Origin of the sequence: Roseibacillus ishigakijimensis (genome assembly GCF_016595415.1) — a bacterium.
In the GTDB taxonomy this organism is placed as follows: Bacteria; Verrucomicrobiota; Verrucomicrobiia; order Verrucomicrobiales; family Akkermansiaceae; genus Roseibacillus; species Roseibacillus ishigakijimensis.
Window position 1 is genome coordinate 59,698 of record NZ_JAENIO010000010.1, and the last position, 26,872, is coordinate 86,569.

At 60.6% G+C, this 26,872-nt stretch carries 17 protein-coding genes, 1 tRNA gene and 1 pseudogene; 13 read left to right on the forward strand and 6 right to left on the reverse strand.

What is annotated here, in order from left to right:
* Positions 1 to 190 precede the first annotated feature (190 nt).
* Genes JIN78_RS05835 through JIN78_RS05850 form a run of 4 tightly spaced genes read left to right on the forward strand, consistent with a single transcriptional unit; the run spans position 191 to position 5,844 of the window.
* Positions 191 to 1,675, forward strand: coding sequence for an RtcB family protein (locus tag JIN78_RS05835; protein WP_200391011.1), 1,485 nt, complete (start codon positions 191 to 193; stop codon positions 1,673 to 1,675).
* 22 nt (positions 1,676 to 1,697) lie between these two features.
* The gene (gene rtcA, locus JIN78_RS05840) at positions 1,698 to 2,714 is read left to right on the forward strand and encodes an RNA 3'-terminal phosphate cyclase (protein ID WP_200391012.1); all 1,017 of its coding nucleotides are present in this window, start codon (positions 1,698 to 1,700) and stop codon (positions 2,712 to 2,714) included.
* Between the two features lie 35 nt (positions 2,715 to 2,749).
* Positions 2,750 to 4,567 (forward strand): hypothetical protein, encoded by a 1,818-nt coding sequence (locus JIN78_RS05845; RefSeq protein ID WP_200391013.1) that lies wholly within the window; start codon positions 2,750 to 2,752, stop codon positions 4,565 to 4,567.
* Positions 4,564 to 5,844, forward strand: coding sequence for a hypothetical protein (locus JIN78_RS05850; RefSeq protein WP_200391014.1), 1,281 nt, complete (start codon positions 4,564 to 4,566; stop codon positions 5,842 to 5,844). The genes JIN78_RS05845 and JIN78_RS05850 overlap by 4 nt, the downstream gene beginning before the upstream one ends.
* A 302-nt stretch (positions 5,845 to 6,146) precedes the next feature.
* Here the strand turns inward: JIN78_RS05850 and JIN78_RS17240 are convergent.
* From JIN78_RS17240 to JIN78_RS05870, 3 genes and pseudogenes are all read right to left on the reverse strand, one after another.
* Positions 6,147 to 6,818: pseudogene (locus JIN78_RS17240) on the reverse strand (DNA alkylation repair protein).
* Between the two features lie 27 nt (positions 6,819 to 6,845).
* Positions 6,846 to 7,223, reverse strand: a complete 378-nt coding sequence (locus tag JIN78_RS05865) for a lipoyl domain-containing protein (RefSeq protein WP_200391017.1) — start codon at positions 7,221 to 7,223, stop codon at positions 6,846 to 6,848.
* A gap of 50 nt (positions 7,224 to 7,273) precedes the next feature.
* Positions 7,274 to 8,569, reverse strand: coding sequence for an alpha/beta hydrolase family protein (locus JIN78_RS05870; RefSeq protein ID WP_200391018.1), 1,296 nt, complete (start codon positions 8,567 to 8,569; stop codon positions 7,274 to 7,276).
* 161 nt (positions 8,570 to 8,730) lie between these two features.
* On the opposite strand from JIN78_RS05870, the gene JIN78_RS05875 reads away from it, so the two are divergent.
* Positions 8,731 to 12,096 (forward strand): DUF7133 domain-containing protein, encoded by a 3,366-nt coding sequence (locus JIN78_RS05875; RefSeq protein WP_200391019.1) that lies wholly within the window; start codon positions 8,731 to 8,733, stop codon positions 12,094 to 12,096.
* Between the two features lie 223 nt (positions 12,097 to 12,319).
* A complete protein-coding gene (locus JIN78_RS05880; RefSeq protein WP_200391020.1) occupies positions 12,320 to 13,759 on the forward strand; it encodes a sulfatase family protein in 1,440 nt (479 codons plus the stop codon).
* A gap of 15 nt (positions 13,760 to 13,774) precedes the next feature.
* Here JIN78_RS05880 and JIN78_RS05885 read toward each other — a convergent pair whose 3' ends face one another.
* A complete protein-coding gene (locus JIN78_RS05885; protein WP_200391021.1) occupies positions 13,775 to 14,686 on the reverse strand; it encodes an endonuclease/exonuclease/phosphatase family protein in 912 nt (303 codons plus the stop codon).
* A 113-nt stretch (positions 14,687 to 14,799) separates the two neighbouring features.
* Between JIN78_RS05885 and JIN78_RS05890 the strand changes: the two genes are divergently transcribed.
* The 5 genes from JIN78_RS05890 to JIN78_RS05910 all read left to right on the forward strand — a co-directional run bounded on the left by JIN78_RS05890 (position 14,800) and on the right by JIN78_RS05910 (position 21,112).
* Entirely contained in the window at positions 14,800 to 16,149 is a 1,350-nt protein-coding gene (locus JIN78_RS05890; protein ID WP_200391022.1) for a DUF2851 family protein, read from the forward strand.
* The gene (dprA, locus tag JIN78_RS05895; protein ID WP_200391023.1) at positions 16,143 to 17,291 is read left to right on the forward strand and encodes a DNA-processing protein DprA; all 1,149 of its coding nucleotides are present in this window, start codon (positions 16,143 to 16,145) and stop codon (positions 17,289 to 17,291) included. Before JIN78_RS05890 ends, dprA begins: the two co-directional genes overlap by 7 nt.
* Positions 17,292 to 17,368: 77 nt before the next feature.
* Complete coding sequence (locus JIN78_RS05900; protein WP_200391024.1) at positions 17,369 to 19,942, forward strand: DNA topoisomerase 3; 2,574 nt, start codon at positions 17,369 to 17,371, stop codon at positions 19,940 to 19,942.
* Between the two features lie 93 nt (positions 19,943 to 20,035).
* Positions 20,036 to 20,112 (forward strand) — tRNA-Pro (locus JIN78_RS05905).
* A 511-nt stretch (positions 20,113 to 20,623) separates the two neighbouring features.
* Entirely contained in the window at positions 20,624 to 21,112 is a 489-nt protein-coding gene (locus JIN78_RS05910; RefSeq protein ID WP_200391025.1) for a helix-turn-helix domain-containing protein, read from the forward strand.
* Positions 21,113 to 21,226: 114 nt separating this feature from the next.
* On the opposite strand, the gene JIN78_RS05915 is transcribed toward JIN78_RS05910, so the two are convergent.
* Together JIN78_RS05915 and JIN78_RS05920 are read right to left on the reverse strand one after the other, a co-directional pair.
* On the reverse strand, positions 21,227 to 22,507 hold the full coding sequence (locus JIN78_RS05915; RefSeq protein WP_200391026.1) for a sigma-54-dependent transcriptional regulator: 1,281 nt from the start codon (positions 22,505 to 22,507) through the stop codon (positions 21,227 to 21,229).
* On the reverse strand, positions 22,504 to 23,709 hold the full coding sequence (locus JIN78_RS05920; protein WP_200391027.1) for a sensor histidine kinase: 1,206 nt from the start codon (positions 23,707 to 23,709) through the stop codon (positions 22,504 to 22,506). Before JIN78_RS05920 ends, JIN78_RS05915 begins: the two co-directional genes overlap by 4 nt.
* A 153-nt stretch (positions 23,710 to 23,862) precedes the next feature.
* On the opposite strand from JIN78_RS05920, the gene JIN78_RS05925 reads away from it, so the two are divergent.
* Both JIN78_RS05925 and JIN78_RS05930 read left to right on the forward strand, forming a co-directional pair.
* Entirely contained in the window at positions 23,863 to 26,004 is a 2,142-nt protein-coding gene (locus JIN78_RS05925; RefSeq protein WP_200391028.1) for a TonB-dependent siderophore receptor, read from the forward strand.
* A gap of 105 nt (positions 26,005 to 26,109) precedes the next feature.
* A complete protein-coding gene (locus JIN78_RS05930; protein WP_200391029.1) occupies positions 26,110 to 26,865 on the forward strand; it encodes an ABC transporter ATP-binding protein in 756 nt (251 codons plus the stop codon).
* Positions 26,866 to 26,872: the final 7 nt, after the last annotated feature.

Consider the following 26,872-nt stretch of genomic DNA (forward strand, 5'->3'; position numbering starts at 1 on the left):
ACCGGCGAGCGCTTTTTTTTTCGCGAAAAGAACGTCTTACTGGATAAAAAACTCTCCAGAAAGATAAATTTTCTGGAAAAAGGTCCATTCACACCGACACCAAAAGAACACCCAATAAGCCAATAGTCAATCAGTTAAGACTTTATGAGCACCTCTGGCACGGAGCTTGCCATTAGAAAATTATCTAACCATGATCACCATTCATAAAACCGACGAGGCGATTGGCTTCATCCCTCTGCCCGACAATTCCGGCAAGCCCATCACCGTGATCGCCAACGATGCCATCCGGGAGGCCTTCGACCCCACTTGCCTCCAGCAAATCGTGAACTCCCGCCTGGCCCCGGGCGTGAGCGAGGTCATTCTGAATCCCGACGGACACGCGGGCTACGGTGCCCCCATCGGTTGCGTGATGGTCTCACCCACCCACATTTACCCCGGACCCGTCGGCGTGGACATCAAGTGCTCGATGTCTCTCCTGCAGACCGATGTCGCGGAGGAAGCCATCGCAGACAAGCGCGTCCGCCGGGCCCTCATTCAGGCCATCACCGACCGCACCCCCACCGGAGCCGGTCGCGGAACCCGCAACGTGAAAAAAGGCCGGAAAATCTCCGAGGAACTCGGTCGCCAGGTCGTCACCGAGGGAGCCTCCCGCGAGGTCTGCGAAGCCCTCGGCATTCCCCCCGAATGGGCGGCGCGTTGCGAGGACTCGGCCCATCTCGGCCACGACGGCACCGTGGAGAGCCTGCGCAAGCGCCTCGATTTCATCATTGAAAGCAAGCGCGTGCGGCACTTTGGCCAAAAGATGGGCCAGCTCGGCTCCTATGGCGGCGGCAACCACTTCGGCGAGTGCGAGATCACCCGGGTGGCGGATCGCCCCTCCGCGCGGGAGGCCGCAGAGGTCTTCGGGCTGCGCGACGGGCACGTCTCTTTCCTCAGCCACTGCGGCTCGCGGGGCTTCGGCAACATTCTCGCCTGTGCCCAGTTCAAGGACCTGGAAGCGATGTTCGAAAAGTGGAACATCCCCTATCCCGCTGGTGACAAAAAGCTGGTCTACGCTCCGCTGGGAACTCCCGAGGCCAATGCCTACCTCGATGACATGGCGCTGGGCGCGAACTTTGCGACTGTGAACCACCTCCTCATCAATGCCCTCGTCCTGGAAGCCTTCCAAGAAGTGCTCCCCGGCACCATTGGCGAGCTGGTTTACTTCATCTCGCACAACATCGCGCGGGAGGAGATCGTCGACGGAAGGAAGGCCTGGGTCCACCGCAAAGGCGCGACCCGGGCCGTGCCGGGCGGACACTTTTCGCTCGCAGGCACTCCCTTTGCCGAGACCGGTCACCCCATTCTCCTGCCGGGCAATCCCCGCGATGGCTCGGTGGTGATGGTCGCGCAGGGCGGGGCCGAGCGCACCGCTTGGTCGGTCAATCACGGAGCTGGTCGCCAGATGGGCCGCCGTCACGCCGCCCGCACCCTCGACCAAGCGGCGGTCGATGCCGAGTTCGACACCGCCGATATTTTGTTCAATAGCCGCAAGTATCCCATCGACGAGTCGCCCGACGCCTACAAGAATTTCGCCGAAGTTCTCCACAGCGTGGAAGCGGCCGGCTTGGCCAAAACCGTGGCCCAACTGGAAGCCCGCTTCGTGATCAAGGATTCGGCGGCGGCGGATGATTGAGGAGACCAGCAGCAGAAAAACGATGAAAATCCTCACTCTGGACGGGCAAAAGGGCGGCGGACAAATCCTCCGCAGCGCCCTCAGTCTGGCCCTCATCACGGGGCAACCCTTCCGCCTCGTCAACATTCGCGGCCAGCGCACCCGCCCGGGCCTGATGCGCCAGCATCTGACCTGTGTGCGGGCAGTCTGCGCCATCAGCGACGGCACTGCCGACGGCGCGGAACTGGGCTCGGGCGAACTGGTTTTTCGCGCCGGAGAGGTGCGGCCAGGCGCTTACGAGTTTGCCATCGGCACTGCCGGGAGCACGACACTCCTCCTGCAGACTCTCCTCCCGGCGCTCTGGCTGGCGGGAGGGCCCTCCACCCTCACCCTGCGCGGCGGCACCCACAATCCCCTCGCCCCCCCGGTGGATTTCATCGAACGGGTCTACCTGCCCGCTTTGCAAAAAATGGGGGCCCGCGCGACCCTGCAACTGCGGGAGACCGGTTTTGCCCCCAGCGGCGGCGGCGTTTTGGAAAGCACCATTGAGCCCTTGGACGGAGGATTTCAGCCTCTCACACTCACCGATCGCGGGGCTCTGCAAGAGCAGGCGTTGCGGGTCATCTCCCGCCAGATCAAGGACTCGGTGGGCGAGCGCCTGATGGCCTCGGTGGCCCGGCAATGGCCTTGCGAGCATCAATCCCTTGAGCGCCGCGAGGAAGGGCCGGGGCAAGGCCTCATCGTGCTGGCCGAGGCCCGCTACGAGCACAGCAGCGAACTGGCCAGCGGTTGCGGGGAACGAGGCCAGAGCGCGGAGCGAATCGGCTCGCGGGTGGGCAAGGCAATGCGCACCTTCCACGACACTGGAGCGGCGGTAGGCCGGCACCTCGCCGATCAACTTCTTCTCCCCCTGGCCCTGGCTGGGGGAGGAGAATTCACCACCACCGCCCCCGACAACCACCTGCCGACCAATAGCGCGGTCATCGAGGCTTTCCTCCCGGTCTCCTTTTCGGTAGAAAAAGAAGAAAAGGGCCTCTTCCGGGTGCGCTGTTGCTCCTAAGGTAGTGACAAATCCAGGCGTGTTGGGCATTGGAGATGTTGAAGTTTCTCTTTCCCGATCCCATGAACTCCTCCCGCCGCACGCTCTTTCTCTCCCTAGCCGCTCTGCTTGGTCTTGCCCTCGGGGCCACGCTCCGGCACTGGGGCTCCTCGCCTGCCGATACGGCCTCCGCCCATACCGCTTCCCAGCACGAGCAGAGTCGTGTCCCACAAACTCTGGGACCGACCCGCACCACCCGGTTGCTGAGGGAGATTTCACAATGGGACAGCGAGCAATGCGAAGAGTTCATCCTCGCGGAAATACTCAACCCCGCCGCCAGCGAGGCGGCCAAAAGCGCGGCCTTTCTCCGTTGGCTCGAGCTCGCAGGCACGGAGGCCGTCTTAACAAAATTCGGCGGTCCTCGCGCCCCCTTCCACGAACAGCCCGGGCTGATATTTTCCTTCTTCGACGCTTGGCTGGTTCATGATGAAGAAGCGGCCATGAATCCCGAACATTATTCGAGCTTTCACGATCTCCGCGTCCGCGCTGCTCTCGAACGGACCCCTCTTTCCGTTCCTCAACTTATCGAGAACGGCCAGTCCAGTCTCAGCCACAATCACTCGGCTCACTTTGAGGGGTTCCAACAAGCTGGGAAGCTGGGAGAGCCCTTTCTCGATGCTCTGATCGCCGCCAAAAGCGAAGCCCTTATTCACCCCTCTATTCTGGGGCCCGCTTTGCAAGGATGGGCTCACACCGATCCCGAGGCCGCAATGACTTGGATTGACGAGCAAGCGTTTTCTGAAACATTCGCCTTTGAGGCCAAAAAGCAGGTTCTCCATATCTGGGCGGAAAAGGACTTCATGGCGGCGAGAAAGGTGGCCGTGACTCTCACTCCTCCTGAGCCGGAAGGAGGCATGCCCAATCCTTTCCTCAGGTGGCCGAATACTTCCACTCGCACTCTCCTCTCCCAGCCGGACAATCCCGGCGTCCGTTTGGCATACGCCCACCACAGCGATCCTTTTCTCACTGTCACCGAGGCGCATGAGTTCCTCAGCGATCCTGCTCTCACTTGGGGTGATGAGCCGCCAACGGTCGCCACCCCCCATCCGCATAATCATAATGAAGCTCTCGATCGGGATGGCTGGTTTCCCGCCAACCCGGCGGAACTCTTACCGGAAGCGGAAGCACTTCCGCCCGGCCGGGCCCGCGACTTGATTCTTCGTCGCCTCCTCAACACGCTCTTGGTCACCGATCCCACACTGGCAGTGGCCAAAGGACAGGAACTGGGCGTCGACACCGCGCACCTGGCCACCGAGCGCGCAACGCCCCCTCCGGAGCTGCTCGCCAAAATCGAAAGCAATCCCGAGCTTCTCCTGGAAAGTCTCTTCAATGAGAAAGTCGAAGAATTGGCCACAGTCTCCGACCAGCAGGTGCTGAATTACGCGCAACTCTGGGCCAGAGACAATCCAGTGCGGGCCGCCTACCGGATAGCCGAGGAAGGTGTGCAAAGGGTCCATGGCGTCTCCCGGGATAGCGAACTGTTCCTTTACAATACTTTGGGCCCTTTCTTTGCGCGGCAAGACCCCATCGGGTCACTGGCGTGGCTGGAGACCCTCCCCCCGGAGGACGCCCGGCTGGTATTTCCGATGATGACTTATGACATCACGAACTACGCTCCCCACGAAATTTTCCAACTCGGGACTGAGATTTTTCCTCCGGGAGAACGAATCTTCCTTTCCCACGCCTTGGCCGAAACAATGCGCAGAAACGGAGAATACAGTGCCCGCATGCTCCTGCAGTCGCCCGCTCTCACCCCCCAGGAACGAGCGGAATTCACTGAGAAACTCTTTCCCTCCGAACCTTCCCAACCATGAAAATTCTCCTGACCTTTCTCGCCTGCCTGCTGGTCGGGCTCCTTGTGCCCCTGCCAGAAAAGAAAAACCCGGCACCCGAGCAGCCTACCGCCACCAAGTCCTCCCATCCACGCCGGGCCGCCTCTCCCGGGCCCCTGGGGCTGGCCGATCGGGCCGCGCGACTGAGTAAAGAAGAGTGGCCCGCCTTCTTCGCAGCCCACCTCGACTTTCCCGCAGATCGCGATCTCTTGGCTCAACTCTGGGCGGAAGCCGACCCGGCCGGATTCTGGCAATGGCTTCGGGAGCAAAAGAATGCCTCCCTAGTGAAAGAATTTGGGTTCAACGTGCTCATCCAATGGACGGAAATCGACCTTGAAGGAGCCATCGCCGCGTCCTTGGACCTCTCCAACAAAGAAGTCGCCGACCATGTCCGCCTGCGTCTGGCCTTTGAGCTTTTTCAACGCGACGTCGAAATCGGAGCTGCCTATGCCGCCCGCTGCCCCGACTTCAATCGCTTTGGTCGGCGAGGAAACGTCGAATGGATGTCGCGCGACCCGGCCGCCGCCGTGAAAGCTCTCGGCGGACTCCCCCGGCACAGTGAATTCCGGAGCTATCTCGACCGCACCCTGTCTTTGTGGGCGGAGCAAGACCCCCAGGCCTGCTTGGAGTGGCTGCAGGAAAATCCCCCCTTCCGCAACGGAGAATTCTGGGAAGAGTGGTCCCAGGAGGGCTACCGGGCGGTGGCCCTGCAAGAACCCCAAGCCGCTCTCGCCGCCGCAAAGCAGCTGGAGAACCGGCACTATCGCGAACAGGCTTTACTGGGGGTGCTCTCCGCCGGAAAATTCTCCCCTGAAGAGCAGCTCGAAATACTCAACACTCTCCCTGTTTCGATCAAAAACAAAATTGGGCAAGAACTCATTGCCACTCGAATATCTCAGCACAAGTCCCTCTCCGATCTGCAACTGACCGACACCTTTCTCCGACAAGTCCCCTCGAATAAAAGCACTCTCCACAGGATAAACTCCTTGGCCCAAAACTGGAAAAGAATTTCTCCCGAGACGGCTTGGGATTGGGCTCGCAGCCTCCCGGACGCGGCCCAACGGCGCGTGGCCTTGGCGGAGGTGGTCACAACAGCCCCTCGACACGAAATCGGCACGCTCCCCAGCGAAGACCTCTCCGACAAGCTCTTCAGTTCCCTCTTTTTCCATCTGCGAGGGAAAGAACAGGAAGACTTTCTCAACAACCTCCCAGCGGATCACGCCGCTTGGGCCCGGCACGTGCTCGCCAAGAGAAACTAGGCTCCTCGCTTCACCATTTCTGCGACCCACAGGGGCGCGTAGGGCGAGGTGCAGCCCTTGGCCTCGGGGTAGTCGCGATGACTCACGCTTCGATTTCGCTGCCGAACAAGAGGACCTTTGCAACCTGACTTTACGGTTCTCGTTCCTCAAACCTCCGGGGCCGACGAGGCGTCGGCGCTACAGACGGGAATTTTCAGTATCGGTAGGGAGGTCTCGCCGAGACATCCGGGGGTTGGCCTTGTGTGATCGATTCCTCTGAGGCCGACGGGGCGTCGGTGCTACGGACGAGAGTTCTCCCTGTCTCAGGCCTCAGCCGACCGCTTCACCATTTCCGCAATCCACAGGGGCGCGTAGGGCGAGGTGCAGCCTTTGGGCACGGGGTAGTCGCGGTAGAGTCCCAGTTTTTCCCCGATGGCGAGGGCCCGCTCCCGGTGCTCGGGATGATGGATGCCGAGGGCCGCGAGACAGAAATTCATTGTCCACTGGACCTCCGGCGGCGCTGAGCCCATTTCCTTTTCGAGCCGATTCAAGAGGGCCGCGAGGTCGAGCCCTTGCGGCTTTTTGATGATGCGCTCCTCCGTCAGGCTCCACCCCAAGCGCGCGGCCCAGGGATTGTCGTCTTCCAGTCATTGCAGGCGCAAAGCCTCTTTTCCGCGGTGCTTTTTGACGAGATAGTTGCCAAACCAGTCGGCCCCGTCGGCAAAGACAAGTTGCCGGACCAACTCGTCGAGCTGTGGGGCGGAGAGGTCCTTGGGCTTCCAGAGAAGCACCGCCAGGAGCTGGGCATCGAGATTCCCCGTGAGCCAAAGGGCATGGGCCAGTGCGGGGTCGGGCGTGATCTCTTTGGCCAACTTGCGAAGATCACCCCGCCGCACCCCGAACTGATTGTCCCCCGCCCCCCGCTTGGCGTTCTGCGCCTTCACCTTGTCGTCGCCGAGTTCCTCAAGACGGCGGAGAGCTTCCGGGAGTTTCATCGCTTTCCAAATTGGCAAGGAATCCCCTCACTTCCAAGCCAGCTTTTCGCGGACAATTTCTCTGAGGAAGAGTTCCCGGCTCAAGTTTCCCCGCATCGCATCCAAGCGCGCCACCTCCTCCGAACCCAGCTCGATAGAGAGCATTTCAGACTCCCCGGAGGCGGTATCGGTTTCCACCCAGCCCAGAGTTTGCCCGATGGTGACCTCGTCCCCTTCTCTAATTTGATGAATGAGCGTTCCCGAGTCTTCGGCTTCCAACTCAGCTACGACTTTCTTGGTCTCAAGAGTCACGACCAAATCCCCTGGTTCGATATGGGTCCCGGCGGGGCGATGCCACTTCACCAATTTGCAGATAGACACCTTCTCGCCCATGAAGGGCACCTTGATCTCGATCCTCTCATTCATTTTCACGAATAGACAACAAACCTGATCTAAGAGCCACCTTTTCCGCCCACTCAGTCTGAAACCGTCTCGCTCAAAAACCGAAAATAAACCTCCCAATCCGAGGGGAGAACGCTGTGTTTGCCGGGCCGGAGATGGTAACGAAGGGTTCCGCCCACCGTCTTGTCCGGCGCGGGTTGCTCCTCCACATCAAGCCCCCCTTTTCCCAAAAGTTCATAAACGGCACTGGCCTCCTTGGCAGCGAGAAACTCCCCTCTCGGGTCCGACCAGCGGTCTTCCACCGCACTAGCCACCATCAAAGGGCGGGGCGCGATGAGGGCGAGAAGTTGATGTTGGTCCACGGGCAACTTCTCTTCTTCACCATTGTATTGCATGAAGTGATCGGCAAACCAGTGGGGAAAGCTGGTATTGATGCGCTGGATGGTCTCGCCATAAGCCCGCCGGCTGAGAGCCGCTCCACCACAACCCGACTGATGGGAAATGACAAAGGCGAAACGCTCGTCGCTCGCTCCCGCCCAGAGAGCCGTCTTTCCCAAGCGAGAGAAACCAAAGACCCCGATACGCTGGGCATCCAGGGCTGGCACGGTCTCCAAATAATCCATCGCGCGACTGAGTCCCCAGGCCCAGGTGGCAATGGACCCCCATTCGTCGGGCGCTGGTTTGCCGAACTCAGCATGAACTCCGTTCTCAAAACCGTCATCGAAGTCCGGATCGATTTCGCCACAGGATAAGGTGGCCAGCGCGACTCCGGCCTCGACGAAATCCTCCACCGGCCAGGCTTCCGCGGCCGCTCCCCGTGTTTCCTCAGTCGCGAAATGCTGGTTGGGATCCCCTCCCCGATGAGCCAACACCCAGGCTTGGCTCAAGGTGATGCGGGGATCGGAGTGCACGGTGTGATTGCCGCGAAAGTTCATCCCCAGGACCGTCGGAACCGGCCCTTCCACCCCGTTGGGAATGATCAGGAGTAGAGTCGCCTCCTGCTTCCCGAGGGCCAGAGTGATTTCCTGCAAAGTGGCTTTCCCCTCTAAAAAATCAGGCAGCTCCTGACTTACCTCACCGGTGACCGCGACATCGCGGGCCGCAGGCGGGATTTTGCCATAAACCTGCTCCGCAAACAGTTGCCGGATCTCCTGCCGACGCGTGGACCAATCTCGAGCGGACTCCACCTGGCGTCCATCCGCGAAGGTCAAGAGCGGAGGGAGCTGGTAGGAAGGCACAAGTGCCTCCTCGTAGTTATAAGTCTCGCCCTCCACTTGCAGGGGAAGGCCCAAGAAAAAAAGGGAAAGAAGAAAGGAACGATAACTGAGCAGCACAATCACTCTACGTCGACCCAGCGTCGGCCTTGTCACCTCCTCAGCCAAAGGCAACCGAGCAACAGGGAAACCGAACAAAGACGCAACCTCCCTGCCCTTGGCCCGTATACCGAAAAGAAATCTTTATCAAATCCGATAAAAATGAGAATAAGGAACGAAAGCGATTTTTCTTCCGTTTCAGCCCTCCTTTCCAACCCATGATTCACTCGCACTGCAACTGTCGTCTCGGCCTGTTTTTCGGGAAAATGCTCGCCGCCCTCTTCCTTCTCGTCGCCTCTTCCCCCGCTGCCACCGAGCCGGACCAGACCGTTCTCTTCTATGGCAATTCCATGATCGAGCGCTTGCTGGAGCATGGTGAGCTGGAGGCCCGCTTGCAACTGGCCTCCGAGGAGGATCTCAGCATCCGCTCCCTCGCCTGGACCGGGGATGAGGTAGGCAACCGCCTGCGCCTGGAGGGCTACGCCAAGCACCTCAAGAACCTCCTCGCGGAATGGCCCGCCCAGCGCGTCGTGCTCGGCTACGGGCTCAACGAGTCCTTCGCGGGCCCAGCGGGCTTGGAGGCCTTCCGCAGTCAATACGAGAGCCATCTCACCCAATTGCGCAAGAGCCACCCCGACGCGCACTTTTTCCTCCTTTCCCCCATTGCTATCGAGGGAGCCGACGAGAAGCGCCAAGCCGAGGTGAAGGTTTATGCGGACACCATTCGCGCATTGACGGCAGCGGAGGACGCCACCTTCGTCGATCTCTTCACCCCCACCCAATCCGCTTACCAAGAGGGCGAGAAACTCACCCGCAATGGCATCCATCTCAATGAAAAAGGCAATGCCCTGGTGGCCGGAGTGATTGCCAAAGCCCTCGGAGGCGCCGCGACCGCCGACCTCAATGCCCGCCACCTGGCGGAAGTGGCCAAGGCCGCCCGCGCCAAGCACGCGCGCGTCGCGGAGGTGGTCCGGCCCAAGAACGGGGTGGTTTACTTCGGGGTGCGGGCCCGTCCTTACGAATACGAGGGCGAGATGCCGCGCTACCACCGGATGATCGAGCTCACCGAAGCCCAAGTCCACCAGCTGGCGGCGAATCCCGAACTGACCTTTGCGGAGCTGGAGAAACCCTCCCTTCCCCCCATGCCCGAAGGCCGCGGCAAGGACGATGGCGACCGCACCGGCATCATCAAGCCCCCCGCCGAAGCCATGGCCGAGTTCACCGTGGCGGAAGACTTCGCGGTCAATCTCTTCGCCTCGGAAGAGCAATTCCCCGAGCTGCGCAACCCCGTCCAGATCGCCTTCGATGCCCGCGGCCGTCTCTGGGCTGTGACCATGCCCTCCTTTCCCCACACCGTGCCGGGCCTCACCCCCCCGGATAAAATCGTCATTTTGGAAGACACCGATGAGGATGGCCAAGCGGACCAGCTGACCGTCTTCATGGAAGGGCTCGATGCCCTCGACGGGGTGGCCTTCCACCGCGACGGGGTCATCATCTCCGAGCAACCCCGCCTCTGGCTGGTCCGCGACACCGATGGTGACGACCGCGCCGATAGCAAGGAGGAGCTGCTGCGTGGCATCGACGTGACCGACTCCCACCACGGCGGCATGATCGCCACCGATCCCTACGGCGACATCATTTTCAGCGACGGCGTGTTCCACCGCTCCCAGCTGGAGACGCCCTTCGGCGTGCATCGCGGTATCGACGCCACCACTTACCGCCTCGATACCAACAACGGCCGCATCGTCACCGAGTGGCAGCACACCACGCCCAATCCCTGGAAGGTGACCCACAATCGCTGGGGCGAAATCATCCAAATGTATGGCGACGGCCACGTCTATGATGGCACTTGCCTCGTCTGGATGCCCTTGGGCGGCTACCTGCCCTTCCGCTACGCAAGAATCGCCGACTACGGCAAGGGCTCGGGGGTGACCGCCGTCTCGAGCCTCAACTTCCCGGACAAGTATCAGAGCGGGGTGGCCTCCGCCGCTCTCCTCGGCCGCTATGCGGTCACCCTCACCGCCTTCGAGGCCGGTAGCGGCATGCTCAAGCGCACCGACCACCTCACCATCCTGCAGTCGCCCAATGCCGCCTTCCGCCCCGCTGATCTGGAGTTCGGCCCCGACGGCGCGCTCTACGTCTCCGACTTCTGCAGCCCCATCATCGGCCACGCCCAGCACCCCATGCGCGACCCCCACTGGGATCACGACTTCGGCCGCATCTGGCGGGTCACTTACCAGAAAAAGCCTCTGCAAAAGGACTGGCCGCAGATTGAAGGCGAGAGCCCCGCAGCGCTCTGCCCCCTCCTCCTCCATCCCGTCAATCTCGTCCGTCACCACGCCCGCGTGGAGCTGCGCAAGCATGGCGAAAAGGCCATCACCGCTCTCGACTCCTGGCTCGCCTCCCTCGGCACCATCCCCGACCAGGCCGCGCTGGAAGCCCTCTTCGTCCTCGACGGACTGGAGGAAACCCGCCCCGCCCTCCTCGAGCAGCTCCTGGCCTCCGACTCCGAGCGCTTCCGGGGCGCGGCCCTGCGCACCATCCGATTGCAGGCGGATCGCCTGGACAATCCTTTGCAGCTCTTGGCCCAGGCAAAGAACGACGCCCATCCCCGGGTGCAGATCGAGCTCATCGACGCCGTCGCCCACCTGCGGCCGCAGTTCCCCGCAGCCGAGACTCTCCTCGACGGACTCAAGCCCCTCACCCAAGAGGTGGAAAACACTCTCACTTACCTCGAAGTTGGCACCGAACCGCTCAAGGGCCGCAGCGTGCCCGTGCTCGACGTCGCCCCGGCCTCCCAGCTCCGCCACTGGCTCTACTTGGGTGAAAACGGCACAGACGAGGGCCGTCCCCTGCAAGCGGGCAAAGGAAAAATGCCTGCCCTGGGCCTCTTCCGCACCTTTGTGCGCAGCGAAAACGCGCGGAATGCCGTCATTGCCCTCAATCATCGTCAGGTCCGCGTCACCCTCAATGACTCCCTCGTCTTTGAACAAAATTCCCTCTGGAGCGGCGACCAGCAGATCAATGTCCGCCTGCAGGAAGGGCTCAATGTCATTGAGGTCGAGCTGCTCGCCGGGCGCCGCAAGACTCCCTTCCCCAACGTTTACCTCCACGACCCGGTGGGCGAAGCGGTGGCGGGGGTGAGCTACCCCCGGGAAGCCTCCTTTGTCGCTTCCGCAGAGGAAAAGAACCAGCAACGCCTGGCCGCTCGAGGCAAACAGCTCCGCATCCAGGCCGTCGGCGACCTGCAATTCGCCCCCACCGAGCTGAAAGCCACCGCTGGAGAAAGCCTGACCCTGGTCTTTGAAAACACCGACCCCATGGTGCACAACTGGGTCCTGCTCCAGCCCGGCACTGTGGCCGAAGTCGGTGCCCTCGCCGATCAACTTGCCGCCCAAGCCGATGGCCTGGAGAAAGAATACCTGCCCGAGAGCGAGGCCATCCTCGCCGCCAGCAAACTTCTTGCTCCCCATGAGACCCAGGAAATCGAGCTGCAAATCCCCAGCGAGCCCGGCCGCTATCCCTTCATCTGCACCTTCCCCGGCCACTGGCGCGTGATGCAGGGTGAGCTCGTCGTGGAGTAGGGCCCCAAGGGCGTCCTCCACTCTGGAGGGCCCCGTTGTCCTTCCCCGAAGACGTCCTCCACTCTGGAGGGCTCCGTCGGGACGTGGGAACTGCTTCGAGCAAGTGAACCGGACCCGCTTCCTCGCACCCCGGGGCGTAGAGGCGTGGAAAATCCCCCCGTCACCAGTTCATGCAAAAGTTTCCATTGGGTCCGCTCTTCTCTTCCCCCTAGTTTGCGGCCTAATGATCGCTTCCGCTCGTTTTTCTCTCCGGAGCTGCCTCCTCCTCGTGCTCAGCCTCCTTGCCCCCTGTGCCTTCAGCCAAGAGGAGCCGCCGCCCAATATCGTCATCATCTTCGCCGACGACCTTGGCTATGGCGACACCAGCACCTATGGCGCGGAGCTCATCGAGACCCCGCACATCGACCAGCTGGCCCGCGAGGGAATGAAGTTCACCGACGCCCACGCCGCCGCCTCGGTCTGCTCCCCCTCCCGCTACGGCCTCCTCACCGGTCGCTCGCCCTGGCGGCTGGGCAAGAAGGGCAATGGCTACCGGCTCGACCGCGAACGCCTCAACATGGCCTCCCTTTTGCAAGAAGAAGGCTACCGCACCGCTGCCATTGGCAAGTGGCACCTCGGCTACAGCAAGGATTGGAACAAGCTGCCCATCGAGGGCCCGCTCGAGCACGGCTTCGACTACCACTTTGGCGTGCCCTCCAATCACAATGATTCCACCCGCGCCTTTATCGAGAATCACGACCTCGTGGGCCGCAAGCCGGGCGAAGACTACCGCATCGTGGAGGGCCAGCAATTCCCCGACGGGCTCGCCGAACCGCGCGTGGAGGATCAGGTGGACACCACCTTGACGAATCAGGCGGTGGCCTTCATCGAGCGCAGCAAGGACCAGCCCTTCTTCCTCTACTTCACCCCCTGCTGCCCGCACACCCACGTCACCCCGGCCGCCGCATTCCGGGGCACCAGCCGGGCGGGTCTCCTCGGCGATTACATCCAGGAGCTGGACAGCCACGTGGGCACCCTGCTGGCCACCTTGGAGAAACACGACCTGGCCGAGAACACCCTGGTCATCTTCACCAGTGACAATGGTGGCAGCCCCAAGGACTTTCGCGGCACCCACGGCATGGAGCTCAATCTCGCCAGCACCGCCGGAGGCATTCTGGACAAATACAAAACGGCCAAAATCGATGCCCGCGCAATGGGTCACCTCACCAACGGCCCCTTCCAGGATGGCAAGGGATTCCCGCAGGAGGGCGGCCACCGCGTACCCTTCATCGCCCGCTGGCCCGGCGTCATCGAGCCCGGCTCGGTGTCCGACTATCCCTTCTCCCTCACCGACCTCTTTGCCACCACCGCCGAGATTGCGGGCCGTCAGCTGCCTCGCGACGTGGGCGAGGATTCCTTCAGCCTCTTGCCCCTCCTGCAAGGCGGCGAAGGCCCCGAGCGGGAAGCCATTTTCATCCAAGGCGACACCAAGGACAACGCCATCGCCATCTGCACGGGACGTTGGAAGGTCATCGCCTGGAAGGAAGGCCGCGCGCACGAACTCTACGACCTCCACGCCGATCCCGGCGAAACCCGTGACCTGGCCGACGAGCATCCCGAAATCGTGGAGCGCCTCACCGCCCTCCTTGCGGAGACCCGCGCCAGCGGGCGCACCCGGCCCTGAGCGGCTCGAACGGATTCACTCCGCCCACTCGACGATAGCCACCACCGGAAAGTGATCCGAGGGCAGGCGGGCCTGACTCTGATGAAAGCGCACTTCCTTGGGGAAATTGCCGTCACTTGTTCCCTCGCTCACCTCCATTTCATCCGTGCTACGATAGCTATCGCTCAAGATACCAAAGCGATTGACCTGAAACTCCTCACTCACAAACAGGTGGTCGATCCGACTTTGGGTGGCGGCAGTGGGATCGAATTTATTGATGGTGCCCACCCGGGCCATTCGAATCGGAGCCAGACGATAAGCATCAGAGACTTTTTCCGACTGATCGAGCAAGCGGTAGGGCTCCGAGTCTTGCGCCGCATTGAAGTCGCCAACCATCACCACGGGGCTGTCACCAGCAATTTCGGCGGCTTTTTTTAACATCAATTTGGCACTCTCCAGCCGGGCCTCCCCTCCCCGGTGATCGAAGTGGATGTTGAAAAAGAAAAACTCCCGCTCGGCCTTGATATCGCGCAATTTGGCCCACGTGCATATCCGGGGCAACGCGGCATCCCAGCCCTTGCCGGGTTGGTCGGGGGTGTCAGAGAGCCAAAAGCGACCCTCCTCAAGAAGCTCATAACTACCTTTGCGGTAGAAAATAGCCACATTCTCCCCCGCTTTTTGACCGTCTTCCCGCCCATAGCTGACGACCTCATATTCGGTGAGCGCCTCGCGCAGCCCCTTCATCTGGTGAGGGAGTCCTTCCTGCGTTCCAAAAACATCAAAAGCATGAAAATGAATGATTTCCGAAATCACTGGCAAACGGCGCTCCCAACCATTCCCCGCTTTGGCATCACCGGAATTGTCGTAACGAATATTGAACGTGGCAAAGGTGTCGGCGGCGAGGGCACCGGGCACAAGCGCGAGAAGAAGAGTCGACCAAAATTTCATCGCGCTCACTTATCGACCTCCAATCAGCGGGGTCAATGCTGAAAAGCCGCAAGAACTGTTCAGGAAAACAATTTCATCTTGCCAAGAGCGGCCTTTTTCACTGAGGATAAGCCATGTCCTCGCGCTACCAAAGTTTTCTCCAATCGCTGCACTCGGGTTGGTTGGCCGAGGAGCCGCTGGATTTGCCCGGGGAAATGGAGTTGCAGGCCTGCTTTTTCGCGGGTCAGTTGGGACGACACTTCACGACTCTCGATGGCCGGGAAGTCGTCATCCGGCAATTCGGCGAATGGAATCACGGTCCCGGGCCGGACTTTCTCTCCTGTGCCATCCATCTCGACGGTCGCGAACGGGTGGGTCCCATTGAATTGGACCTCTCCCCCTTGGATTGGGAGAACCACGGCCACGCCACCAATCCAGCTTTCGACGAGGTCGTGCTGCACGTCTCGGCCGAACCCGCTCCACGCACCACCTTTATCCGCACCAGCGAGCATCGCGAGGTGCCGCAAGTTCGCCTGCCGACCGAGAAATTAACCGACCTCAACCCACCCCGCTGGCAAGCCCCGGTCACCTTGGGACGATGTTTCCAGCCCCTGGCAGAGATGGAATTGCCTCGGGTAGAGGACCTCCTCCGGGAAGCAGCCCGGCACCGCGCCCATCGCAAGGCCGCCCGCTTTCGTGCCGTGGCCGATACCCACGGCTTTCCCCAAGCCCTCTGGCAAGCCCTCGCCAACGCCCTGGGTTTTCACCAGAATCAACTGGCCATGACCCTTCTCGCGCAGCGGGCCCCGCTGGGAAAAATGCGCCACCTGCCCCCGCTGGAGCGCACCGCTTATCTCTTCGGCCTGGCTGGCTTTCTCCGTCCCGATCTCCCGGAAGAAGCTCCCCCCGAGAGTCACCGCTGGTTGCGCGAACTCTGGTCGAGCTGGTGGAAGAACCGCCCGCATCCCGATCCCCGCCCCTTGCCCTGGCGCCTGGCCGGGGTGCGCCCCTGCAACCATCCTCAACGGCGCGTCGCCGCCTTGGCCACCTTGCTAGGCTCCTGGCCCACGGTGGAAAGATTGGCCAAGGGCTCACTAACGGATTTTGCCGCCCAGCTGCAGGCTTGCTCCGACTCCTTCTGGGACCAGCACTACACCCTCACTTCGCGAGCCAGCGCCCGCCCCATTGCTCTTTTTGGCCGCCAACGGGTGCAGGACTTCCTCGCCAATGTCCTCCATCCCCTGCGGCTGGAGGACAACCCGGAGAGCCACTGGCCAGTCTATGCCAAGCTCCCCGGCGGCAGCCCCTCCGAGCGCGTGCAACGGGCCGCCTACCGCCTGTTCGGCGAACGACCGGAGAAAGCCGTTTTTCTCAAAAAAGCCTGGCACCAGCAGGCGCTCCTCCAAATTTATCAGGATTTTTGCCTCCGCGATCACAGTGATTGCCAGCAATGCCCCTTCCCCGAACAGCTTCTCTCATGGTAAAGAACGATGCCCCCATGCTGGAATCCCTCCTCACCCTCAATGCCCTCCCCAAGGTCGGCCCCATCCGGCTCCGCCGCCTCTTGCAGCATTTCGGCGATGCTGCCACCATCCTGCGCCAGCCCGGCCGGGCGTTGCAGGAGGTCAACGGGATTGGCCCGGAAGTCGCCGCAATCATCGCACAATGGCAGAACTACATCGACCCAGCCGCCGAGCTCGCGCTCTGCGAGAAGCACGGCATTTCCCTCCTCACCCCCGATGCCCCCCATTGGCCCCGCCTCCTCGCGGAATGCTCCGACGCCCCCCTACTTCTCTACGTCCAGGGGGAAATCACCGCCGCCGACCAACATGCCCTCGGCGTGGTCGGGTCCCGGCGCTGCACCCACTATGGCCGTAGCGCGACCCGGCAACTGACCATGGGCCTGGCCAAGGCCGGCTACACCATCATCTCCGGCTTGGCGCGGGGCATCGATGCCGAAGCCCACCGCGCGGCCCTGGCAGCCGGGGGCCGCACCATCGCGGTGCTGGGGTCCGGCCTCCTCAATCTCTATCCCAGCGAAAACCGGGAATTGGCCCGGCAAATCGCCGCCGGACAGGGAGCGGTGGTCTCTGAGTTCCCTCTCCGGCAACCACCCGACAAGCAGACCTTTCCCCAACGCAACCGCATCGTGGCGAATTGGGCCAGCGCACTCCTGGTTACCGAAAGCCCCCGCCGCTCCGGCTCGCTCATCACCGCCGGGATGGCCAACGAGGCCGGCCGCACCGTCTATGCCGTGCCCGGGCCCATCGATCGCCCGCAATCAGAAGGCTGCCACGACCTCATTCGTGACGGAGCCACCCTCGCCACCTGCCCGGAACATCTCCTCGAGGACTTGCAAAACCTCCCTCTCTTTCGCCCCGCACGAGCCGAACAACCGGCCACCAAGGGTCCCACCGCGCCCCAGCCTCTTCCGCCCCTCAGCGAAGACGAGACCTCCTTGCTCGCTCAACTGGAGACGCAAGAGCGCACCATGGACCAACTGGCCGAGCACACCAACCTCCCCATCCACCGGGTTTCAGCCTCATTGCTCGCCCTCGAGATGAAGGGACTCGCCAAACAAATGCCCGGGCAAAGATATGTTCGCGCCACCCCCGCCAAGCCATGAACGAACTTCCCTTTTCCCCTTTTCCTCGCAAAAATCCTTGGCAAAAGCCCCAATCCGCCCGTTAGTCGCGACTTCAGATGGCCAAAACGTTAATCATTGCCGAGAAGCCCTCGGTCGCTACCGACCTTTCCCGCGCCCTTGCCAGCAAGCTGGGCAAATTCGAGAAGAAAGGAAAGTCGCGCGACTCTCAGTATTTCGAGAACGAGAACGCCGCCATTACCTCTGCGGTCGGACACCTCGTCGAGCTGAAGATGCCCACCGGTCCCAATGGCAAAAATCTGCCCTGGAAGTTCGATGTCCTCCCGGCCATTCCCCAAAAATTCGATCTTCAGCCCATCGAGCAATCGGAAGGCCGCCTCAAGCACGTTCTCTCCCTGGCCAAGAAGAAAGAGTTCGACCTCATCGTCAACGCCTGCGATGCCGGCCGTGAAGGGGAACTCATCTTCCAATACATCATGGAAATCGGCAACATCCAGAAGCCCGTCAAGCGACTCTGGATGCAGTCCATGACCACCAAGGCCATTCAAGAAGCCTGGGACAAACTGCGGGAAGGACAAGACATGGCCAACCTGCGCGATGCCGCCAAGTGCCGATCGGAATCCGACTGGCTCGTGGGGCTGAACTCCACCCGGGCCCTGACTTGCTTCCGCTCCCGTCACGGTGGCTTCAACATCACCGCCGCCGGCCGGGTGCAAACCCCCACCCTCGCCATTCTCGCCAAACGCGAGCGCGAAATCCAAGCCTTCGTCAGCGAGCCCTACAACGAAGTGCACGCCACCTTCGACGTCGCCGCAGGGCAATACGATGGCAAGTGGGTGGATCTGGAGTTCAAGAAAAACGAGGACCAGCCCCATGGCCGACCCGAGCGCATCTGGCAGCAAGAGGACGCCGATGCCATCATCGCCCGTTGTGAAGGCCAGACCGGCACCGTCAGCGAGGAGACCAAGCCTCAGAAGCAAATCGCACCCCAGCTCTACGACCTCACCACCTTGCAGCGGGAGGCCTCCAGCCGTTTCGGCTTCTCCGCCCGCCGCACCCTGCAACTGGCCCAGGCCCTCTACGAGCGCCACAAGATGCTCACCTATCCCCGGACCGATTCCCGCTACTTGCCGGAGGATTACCTGCCCAATGTCAAAGGCATCGTGCGGGACCTGAAGGATTCCGCCCACCCCCTTTCCAAATGGGCGGCCAATTCTTTGGAAAAGGACTACCTCCGCTTTGACAAGCGCGTCTTCAACAACGCCAAGGTCTCCGACCACTTTGCCATCATTCCCACCGGCCGCATGGTCAAGCTCTCCGACGAGGAGGCCAAGCTCTACGACCTCGTCACCAAGCGCTTCCTCGCCGTCTTCTATCCCCACGCCGTCTTCGAGGTCACCAAACGCCTGACCACCATCGAGACCCCCGGCCATACAGACACCTTCCGCACCGACGGCAAGGTCCTGGTGGATCTCGGCTGGCTGGCCGTCTACGGTCGCTCTCTGGGCGTGGCCTCCGGCAAGGACGAACTCGTCCCGGTCCAGCAGCAGGAAAAAGCAGCGGTGGCCGACATTCGCCGCGAAGACAAGCAGACCAATCCCCCCGCCCGCTACAGCGAGGCCACCCTCCTCTCCGCCATGGAGGGAGCGGGCAAACTGCTCGACGATGACGAGTTGCGCGAGGCCATGTCCGAACGCGGCCTCGGCACCCCCGCCACCCGCGCCAGCATCATCGAAGGCCTCATTCGGCAGAAATACGTGGCCCGCGAAGGCCGCGAACTTTACGCCTCAGGCAAAGGGCTCCGCCTCATCCAGCTTCTGGAAGAGATGAAGATCGACCCTCTCATCTCGCCCTCCATGACCGGTGACTGGGAGGCCAAGCTCCGCCAGATGGAGCAAGGCCAGCTCACCCGCCCAGTCTTCATGAAGGAAATCATCGACTTCACCGAAGACGTCGTCGGCCGCGCGCGCAAACACATGGAGGCCATGGTCAACCGCACTTTCCCGGACCTCGATTGCGTCTGCCCCAACTGCGGCGCGGAGTCACTCAAAACCACCGACGCCACTTACGAGTGCCGCAACCCCGAGTGCACCTTCCGCATCAGCAAATACATCGCGGGCAAAGAGCTCAAACCCGAGCAAGCCAAGGAACTCTTCACCACCAAATTCCTCCCCGAGCAAGACGGCTTCGTCTCCCGCTTCAACAAACCCTTCTCCGCCGCCCTTGAGCTCAAGCAACAAGTCTCCAAGACCGGCAAGCTCGGCAAATGGAAAACCGGCTTCGTCTTCGACAGCGATGAGCCGGAATCCGCCGACGACCTCAGCGAGGACCAATTGATTGGCACCGTGCTTCTGGAGGGTGAGAGCGAAGAGGTGAAAATCTACGAGACCGAGAAAGCCTTTCACGTTCCCGACTTCAAACCCAGCGAATCGCCCGATGGTTTCCGCTTGGGTAAAACCATTTTGCAGAAAGAGCTGCCCAAGGAAGAAGTTCTCAAGCTGCTCAAAGAAGGAAAAACCGGGCTCATTCCCGGATTTGTTTCCAAGCGCACCAAGCGCCCCTTCTCCGCCCATCTCACCTTGGACAGCGGCACGGGCAAGATCGGCTTCGAATTCCCTCCCCGCAAAGCGGCGAAAAAGGCCAAGAAAGCAGCGAAGAAGAGTTCGGACTGACTTTCTCTTCCTCCCAGGATAATTGGCCGATTTCTCTTTTTGTTGCTTGCAATTCAGGCTGGGGAAAGAGAAAGTCCGCGCCCGCGTGGTTCACGGGGAGTAGCTCAGCTTGGTAGAGCGCTGGTTTTGGGAACCAGATGTCGCAGGTTCGAATCCTGTCTCCCCGACCACTTTCCGCAGGAAAGGGGCACTCCGGCCACAGGCCGCTACAGGATGAGAACTCCAGTTCGAGCCGAAGCGAAGCGCAGACAGCCGGAACGAAGTGAAGGCAATCCTGTCTCCCCGACCACTTTCCGCAGGAAAGGGGCACTCCGGCCGCCATCACCACCAATCTGATGGTCCCTCCTTCGCACTCGTGAAGCCGCCCCAATTGGGCTGAGTAAACCCTGGCCCCGATCTGCTCTGAAATCTGGCTCTTTGCCACGCAGATCGTCCTCCTGTTCCCAAGCCACCTCCGGCCGGGAGCACCCGTTTGCTTCTCCAACCCGGAGATTTCATAAATACCAATCCATCTCTCAAATTTCAGCATCAATCGCCCCATTCAGCGCTCTCGAAATTTCGTTTCATACCATGTCGTGAGTTTTTCTGGTAATTTTAGGGATGGTGATGCGGGCATTCCTAACGCCAAAGCCCCGTCGTATATTGCATATTCAGAACTAAGGAAATGAAGTTCTTCTTTGCTTGAAAAGCGAGCCTGCCGGCCCTCTTCGAGAAAAGGTTCAAGCTGTTCGTCTGGGATTGGAAGGTGAACTTAACCTCAAGGAAATTGGTCACGCTGTGGGCCGGAGCCGTGCGACAATGCAAACATGGTTTGACCTTTATCGAAGCGATGGAACTGAGGGGCTCAAGCCGAGCACCTCAAAGAGGGGGCTCGACTCACGCCTTCACGAGGAAGCGAGCAAGGAACTTAAAAAGAAACTCGCCAAAGGAAGCTTCCGAAGAGCTGCTGATGCTCAGGAATGGCTGAAAAGACGTCTCGGAATTGTCGCCTCAACTAACCGGGTTTCCTATTGGCTGGGAAAGTGCGGAGCGAGGTTGAATGTGATTCGACCTCGTTATCCAAAGAAAAATGAACAAGATCAATTCAAACCCCTCAACCAACTCGCACTCAGCCTTTTCAATACTCTATCCTGGAAAATTCATGAAGGGTTAGTTGGGACCGATGGATGAGGGACGAAGCAAACGTTTGGTCCGCACTCTTAATACCAGATAAACCCACGAAGCGGTATGAGGCAGCCGAGTCCACCTGCCCCCCTTCCGGCTCCCACGAGCACTCGCCCCCGCTCACCGGTCTCCCCCTTGGAGCCCACGCAACTTCTTACGAAGTGTGCTGCGGTTCATGGCCAAAGCACGAGCCATTCGAGAAGGCTTGCCATCGAAGCGCTTGAGCAACTCGCCTAACAAGAGCCCTTCCACCTGGCCGTGAATCTCCTGATAGCTCATCTCATCCAAGTTTAGCCCCTCAATCCAGCCATCGAGACATTCGGCGAGCGGACTGGATTGTATCGGTGCTTGAGAAGACTCTCCTAACAGGTATTCCGGCAAATCCTCCCGGCGAACGGTCCCGGTCTGCCCGCGGACACTGATGCAAAAGCTCACCACATTGCGTAGCTCCCGCAGATTCCCTGGCCAATCGTGCTGCTGTAGCTTCTCCAGCGCACGCTCGCTCCACTTGAGACGTCCTCCAGCGTCCAGTTGGCCCAGGAAGTGGAAGACGAGTGCTGACAAATCCCCCGGTCGCTCCTTGAGCTTAGGGAGGTGGATTTCCAAAACTTGTAACCGGTAATAGAGCTCTTCCGCCAACTCCCCGGCATCCACACCAGCCCGTAATCCCTCCTCTCCAGTGGTCACAATCAACCGAGGCAGCCCCCCCTCGTCATGCTCGTGGCAAAAGCGGAGGAGCTCCCCCTGCGCCTCCGGATCCAGATTCAAGAGCTCTTCGATGACAACGGTATCCGCCCCCGATAGTTGGGAACCCAGCTCCTCTAGGCCGCGTTCGGGCGAAGCATGAATCCACCTCACCGGACCGCGGGCTTGATTCGCAATCAGTCGCGCGAGATGGGTGCGACCCGTCCCGCTTGCCCCACGAATCACCAGCGGCTCGCGTGAGAGACTGGCATGCGCGGTCTTTTGAAAAACCAACTGCATCGCAGGGGCAGCCCCCACGAGGGTGGTGGCAGCCTCCGCCTTCTCCTGGCCATCCCGCTGCGGGGCCCCCACCTCGCCCAGAAACTCGTCCAGCTCATCAAACGCAATGGGCTTGGTCAAGAAACGCGCCACCCCGAGCTTGCGGGACTCGATGGCGTTCTCGATCTCGCCATGGGCGGTCACCACGCCCACCAGGGGAATTTCTCCCCAGCGCCAACCCTCTAACAGCTCCAGCCCGTTGCCATCTGGCAATCCCAAGTCTAACAGAATACCCTCGAAGGCTTCCTTTGACAGCCTTTCCCGCGCCACTGCTAGGGACCCGACCAAAATGGGCTCCAGCCCCGCACGCTCGGTAGCAGACGCAAGCGCCAACCCGAGAGAACGGTTGTCTTCCACGATCAATACCCGGCTCTTCATTTCGTCATTTTCTTTCGCATAAAACTCCCTTCGATTGTCGCCCCGCCTTCCTCAAGATTGCGTCCCCGCACCACTCCCCCGTGAGCGGAAACCACCCCCTGAACCAAAGCCAAACCAAGCCCTATACCTCCCTCCCGCTCCGAGAAAAAAGCGTCTCCAAAGGAGGAGAGAGCGGCTGGCGAAAAACCCTGTCCTTGATCCGAGACCGCGAACGAAATCTCTTCCTCATCTCCTACGAGAGAAACCGTAACAACCCCTCCACCGGGCATTGCTTGCACCGCATTCTGAATGAGATTCCGGAAGACTTGTTCCAGGCGGGCGCGATCTCCCCAGCACCTCAAATCCCCTTTCCACTTTCCCCGCAACTGACAGCGATGATAGCCCGCCCAGGCTTCCAGCCGCTGAAGAAGACCCTGCAGCATTTCTCCCAAATCGAGTTCACTCTTTCGCGGCGGTTCAGGTCGAGCGACAAAAAGCCACTGGTGCACAAGGGAGACGATCTCCTCGGCATCATCCCGAATCATCTGACCCACTTCCTCTTGCTCCCCTCCCCGCAAACTATGGGCCTGCATGAGAATGGCGGCGGCAGGGTTCTTGACCTCATGCGCCATCGAAGTCGCCATCTTCCCTAACAAGGCCATCTGCTCCGCCTCCTTGCGCCGCTCCTCTTCTGCCGCCAATCGTGCCTGCGAGCGAGCCAAGGCAAAGGCCGAGCCCAATGCGAGGAGGGCGCCAATACCGACCGGCAAAAGAATCTCGCTGCGCGCGCCCATCGCCAGAACTCGCGAGCGGGGCTTGAGTGCAACCAACCTCACTTCAGAGTTTTCGCGAACGGGGTACGAAACAGCAATCCAATCCAAGGATGCTATCACCTGCCCTGACTTTTTTTCCAAAACCTCCCATGCCAACTGCAACTTGTCCCGCGACCACGAATCCGCCGTCCGAAACCCTCCGTCGTCGAGGCGAAAGCCGACCTCGATTCCGCTCAAGGACCCAAAGTGACCCGCCAATTCGCCGCTGAGAGGCAGCCCCAGGTCACCGGCCAACTGCGCTTGCGATTTTCCCACCTCCCGCAACTCCCGCCGCTCTTCAGCAATCCGGTGTTTGCCCGCCCACCACAACACCCCCAAGGCCACTGCGCCAATCAGCAACACCTCCAGACAGAGGAATCGGTAAAAGACTCTCCGATGTGAGCGAACCATGGACGAAAAATAGCCAAAAACGCGACCAAGAAGGAACAAAATTTGTTCAAAATAGAATGAGCGCGCAATTCCCCTTTTGAGGAATTCCATCGTTTCTAACATCTCGCCGCTCTTTGGGACCAGTTCGATGGTCTCCCTGGCAAAATCTATTCCATGAAATACACGCTCCTTTCCCGTCGATTTGGCGTTCTTCGAAGACGCTCCGGCTCTCTGCTCATCACTTTCGCGCTAGCTTCTCCACTGGCCGCCCAAGGAACTGCCGTCACGCTTCCCGACACCGTGGTGGAAAGTGAACGCCTGCAAGATTCTGAGCACCACCGCGAATCGGTTGCGGACTCCCTCTTCCCCTACCAGACGACGACGAGCAGTTCGGCCCTCTTCACCGACACCCCGCTCATTGAGACCCCCTTCAGTGTGGGGGTATACAACGAGACTCTGATGGAGGACCAACGGGCCTTCACCTTGCGAGAGGTGTTAGAGAATGACTCCAGCGTTTCGCTCTATAACTCTGGCGGCTACTTTGGCACCCAGAACTTCGGTCTCCGTGGCTTCCAAGTGGGCAACTTCACGGGCTACCGCACCGATGGCTTGCCGACCTTGAATCTGGCCGCACCCTATCTCGACGACAAAGCGAGCGTGGAAGTATTGAAGGGACCCGCCGCCCTGCAGTTCGGCTTCATGCCTCCGGGCGGAGCCATCAACCTGACCCGCAAGCGCCCCACCGAGGACTTCTCCACCAGTCTGCAATTCGAGATCGACACCTTCGGACGCAGCTACTCACAAGTCGATGTCAGCGACACCGTGGCCCATGGACAGTTTGGCTACCGGTTGGTGTTAGCCGGCGAGGATTACGAGAGCTTCTATGACAACGCCGACGGCACTCGCTACCTGGGCTCGCTCTTCACCGAGTGGAAGCCTTCCGAGGCCCTTACAGTTTGGAGTTCTTTCTCCGGGCAAAAGCTCAAGCGTAACGGCTACTACGGCCCCATTATCTCGGGAGACGGCTCGACGGTCTTTGACCTCGGACGGGACATGAATATCATGCAGGATTGGGCTGAGAACGACCACGAAATCTTCGAGGCAGCCCTTGGCGCGGATCTTGTTTTTCAGGAAGATTGGAAGCTCAAGACGGCTTTCAATTATCAGTCCACGGACCGCGACTCGCAGCTGACCTATCCCTACGGAGTGGATAATGACGGGAACTACACCGATGGAGCCTACCTCACAGATGGTCCCTTCGAGTGGGACTCCTTCGGGGCCCACGCTCACATTGAGGGTAGCTTCCGCACCGGCATGCTTGAGCACGAAGTGGTCCTGGGCGCGCAGTACCGCAGCTTCGAGACCGATGGCGGACGGTTCTTCCCGGACGTGGGGGCGAATAACGTCTACAATCAGGTCGATCTTCCTATCCCGACCGCGCCTTTCTACATCCCGATTCAGTTCGAATATGAAGAGGTCGGCGTCTTTCTAACAGACACAATCGACTTTGGAAAAGGTTGGTCCGCGCTGCTGGGCGGTCGCTTTTCCCACTATGATAATCACTATCCAACGGACCCCGCCTCGGACGATACCGAGAGCGCCTTCAGCCCAACGGTCGCCCTTATGTTCGAGCCCACTGAGGGCGTGCACACCTACCTCACCTACACCCGCGCGCTGCAGGACGGCGGCTTTGCCAACCGCACTGCCGACAACGCCTGGGAGCCGTTGGGCATCCAAGAGTCGGAGCAATTCGAAGTCGGGGTCAAGGCCCAGAGCCTCGACGGGCGCTTCTCCGGTGAGCTGGCTCTCTTTCAGATCGAACAGGACGTGGCCCTCATCAATGACAAGAATATCGATGCCTTCGACGGAACCCAGCGCCACCGGGGCGTCGAGCTCGCCCTGCGCGGCCAGCTGACGGATGAACTCCAAGCGGGAATGGCAGCCACCTTGTTAGATGCCGAGCTGACCTCTACCGGAAACCGCCCGGAACTGGTGCCCGAGTATCAGGTCAATCTCTGGAGTGTCCTCGATGTGCCCGCCGTGCCGGGGCTGGCCCTCACCGCCAATGCCCGCTTCACCGGAGGGCAATACCTCGATGAGGCGGAGAGTTTCTCCACCGATGCCTACACTGTGGTCGACCTGGGTGCGCGCTACAAGTGGTCTACCAACCAAGCGGACTACACTCTCCGGGCGAACATCGAGAACCTCCTTGATGAGAAGTATTATGAGTCGGGTGAGTTCTACCCAGGCGACGCGGGTTACATCGCCTACGGCGAGCCTCTCTCCGCGACATTCTCTCTGCAAATCGACTTCTAACAAACCACTCTTCATAGTCCCAGCGGTCGTCCATCCTCGGGTGGGCGGCCGTTTTACTATCTCTCGCAGGAACTCCTATCACTTGGCTCCCAGACAACGAACAAAATGAAAGACACAACTCAACCGCCCCCCCTCCGCGTCTCCTCTGTGACCAAGCTCTTCGGCAAGGACAAGACCCGCGTGCGGGCGCTGGATCAAATCGACCTCACCATCCAACCCGGTGAGTTCGTGGCGATCATGGGAGCGTCCGGCTCGGGTAAGAGTACCCTTCTCAATGTGATGGCCGGACTGACAGACATCGATGGAGGGCAGGTGGAAGTCGAGGGCAAGGAGCTGGCGAGTCTCAACGATTCCGAGCTGACCCTCTTTCGCCGTGACCGCATTGGCTTGGTCTTCCAGAACTTCAACCTCATTCCCGTTCTCACCGCCAGTGATAACATCAAGCTTCCCGCTGCCGACGAAAACGACCTTGCTCAGCGCACCGACGACCTCCTCGCCCGCCTCGGCCTGAGTGATCGCCGCCATCATAAGCCCGACGCCCTCTCCGGCGGCGAGCAGCAACGGGTGGCTATTGCCCGTGCCCTCATTAACGACCCCGCCATCATCCTGGCCGACGAACCCACGGGAAGCCTCGACTCTGTCTCGGGCCAGGATTTTTGCCGCTTGCTCCATGAGCTCTGCCAAAACGATGGCCGCACCATCGTGGTCGTCACCCACGAGCCTACCGTCGCCATGTGGGCTGACCGGGTGGTGGTGCTGCAGGATGGCAGGGCTATCAACAGCTTCCCGGTGGAAGAACGCGACCCGCAAACCATTTCACTCGGTTACCAACAGGCCCTCAACGCCAGCTCAGCGTCCTAACAAGTTC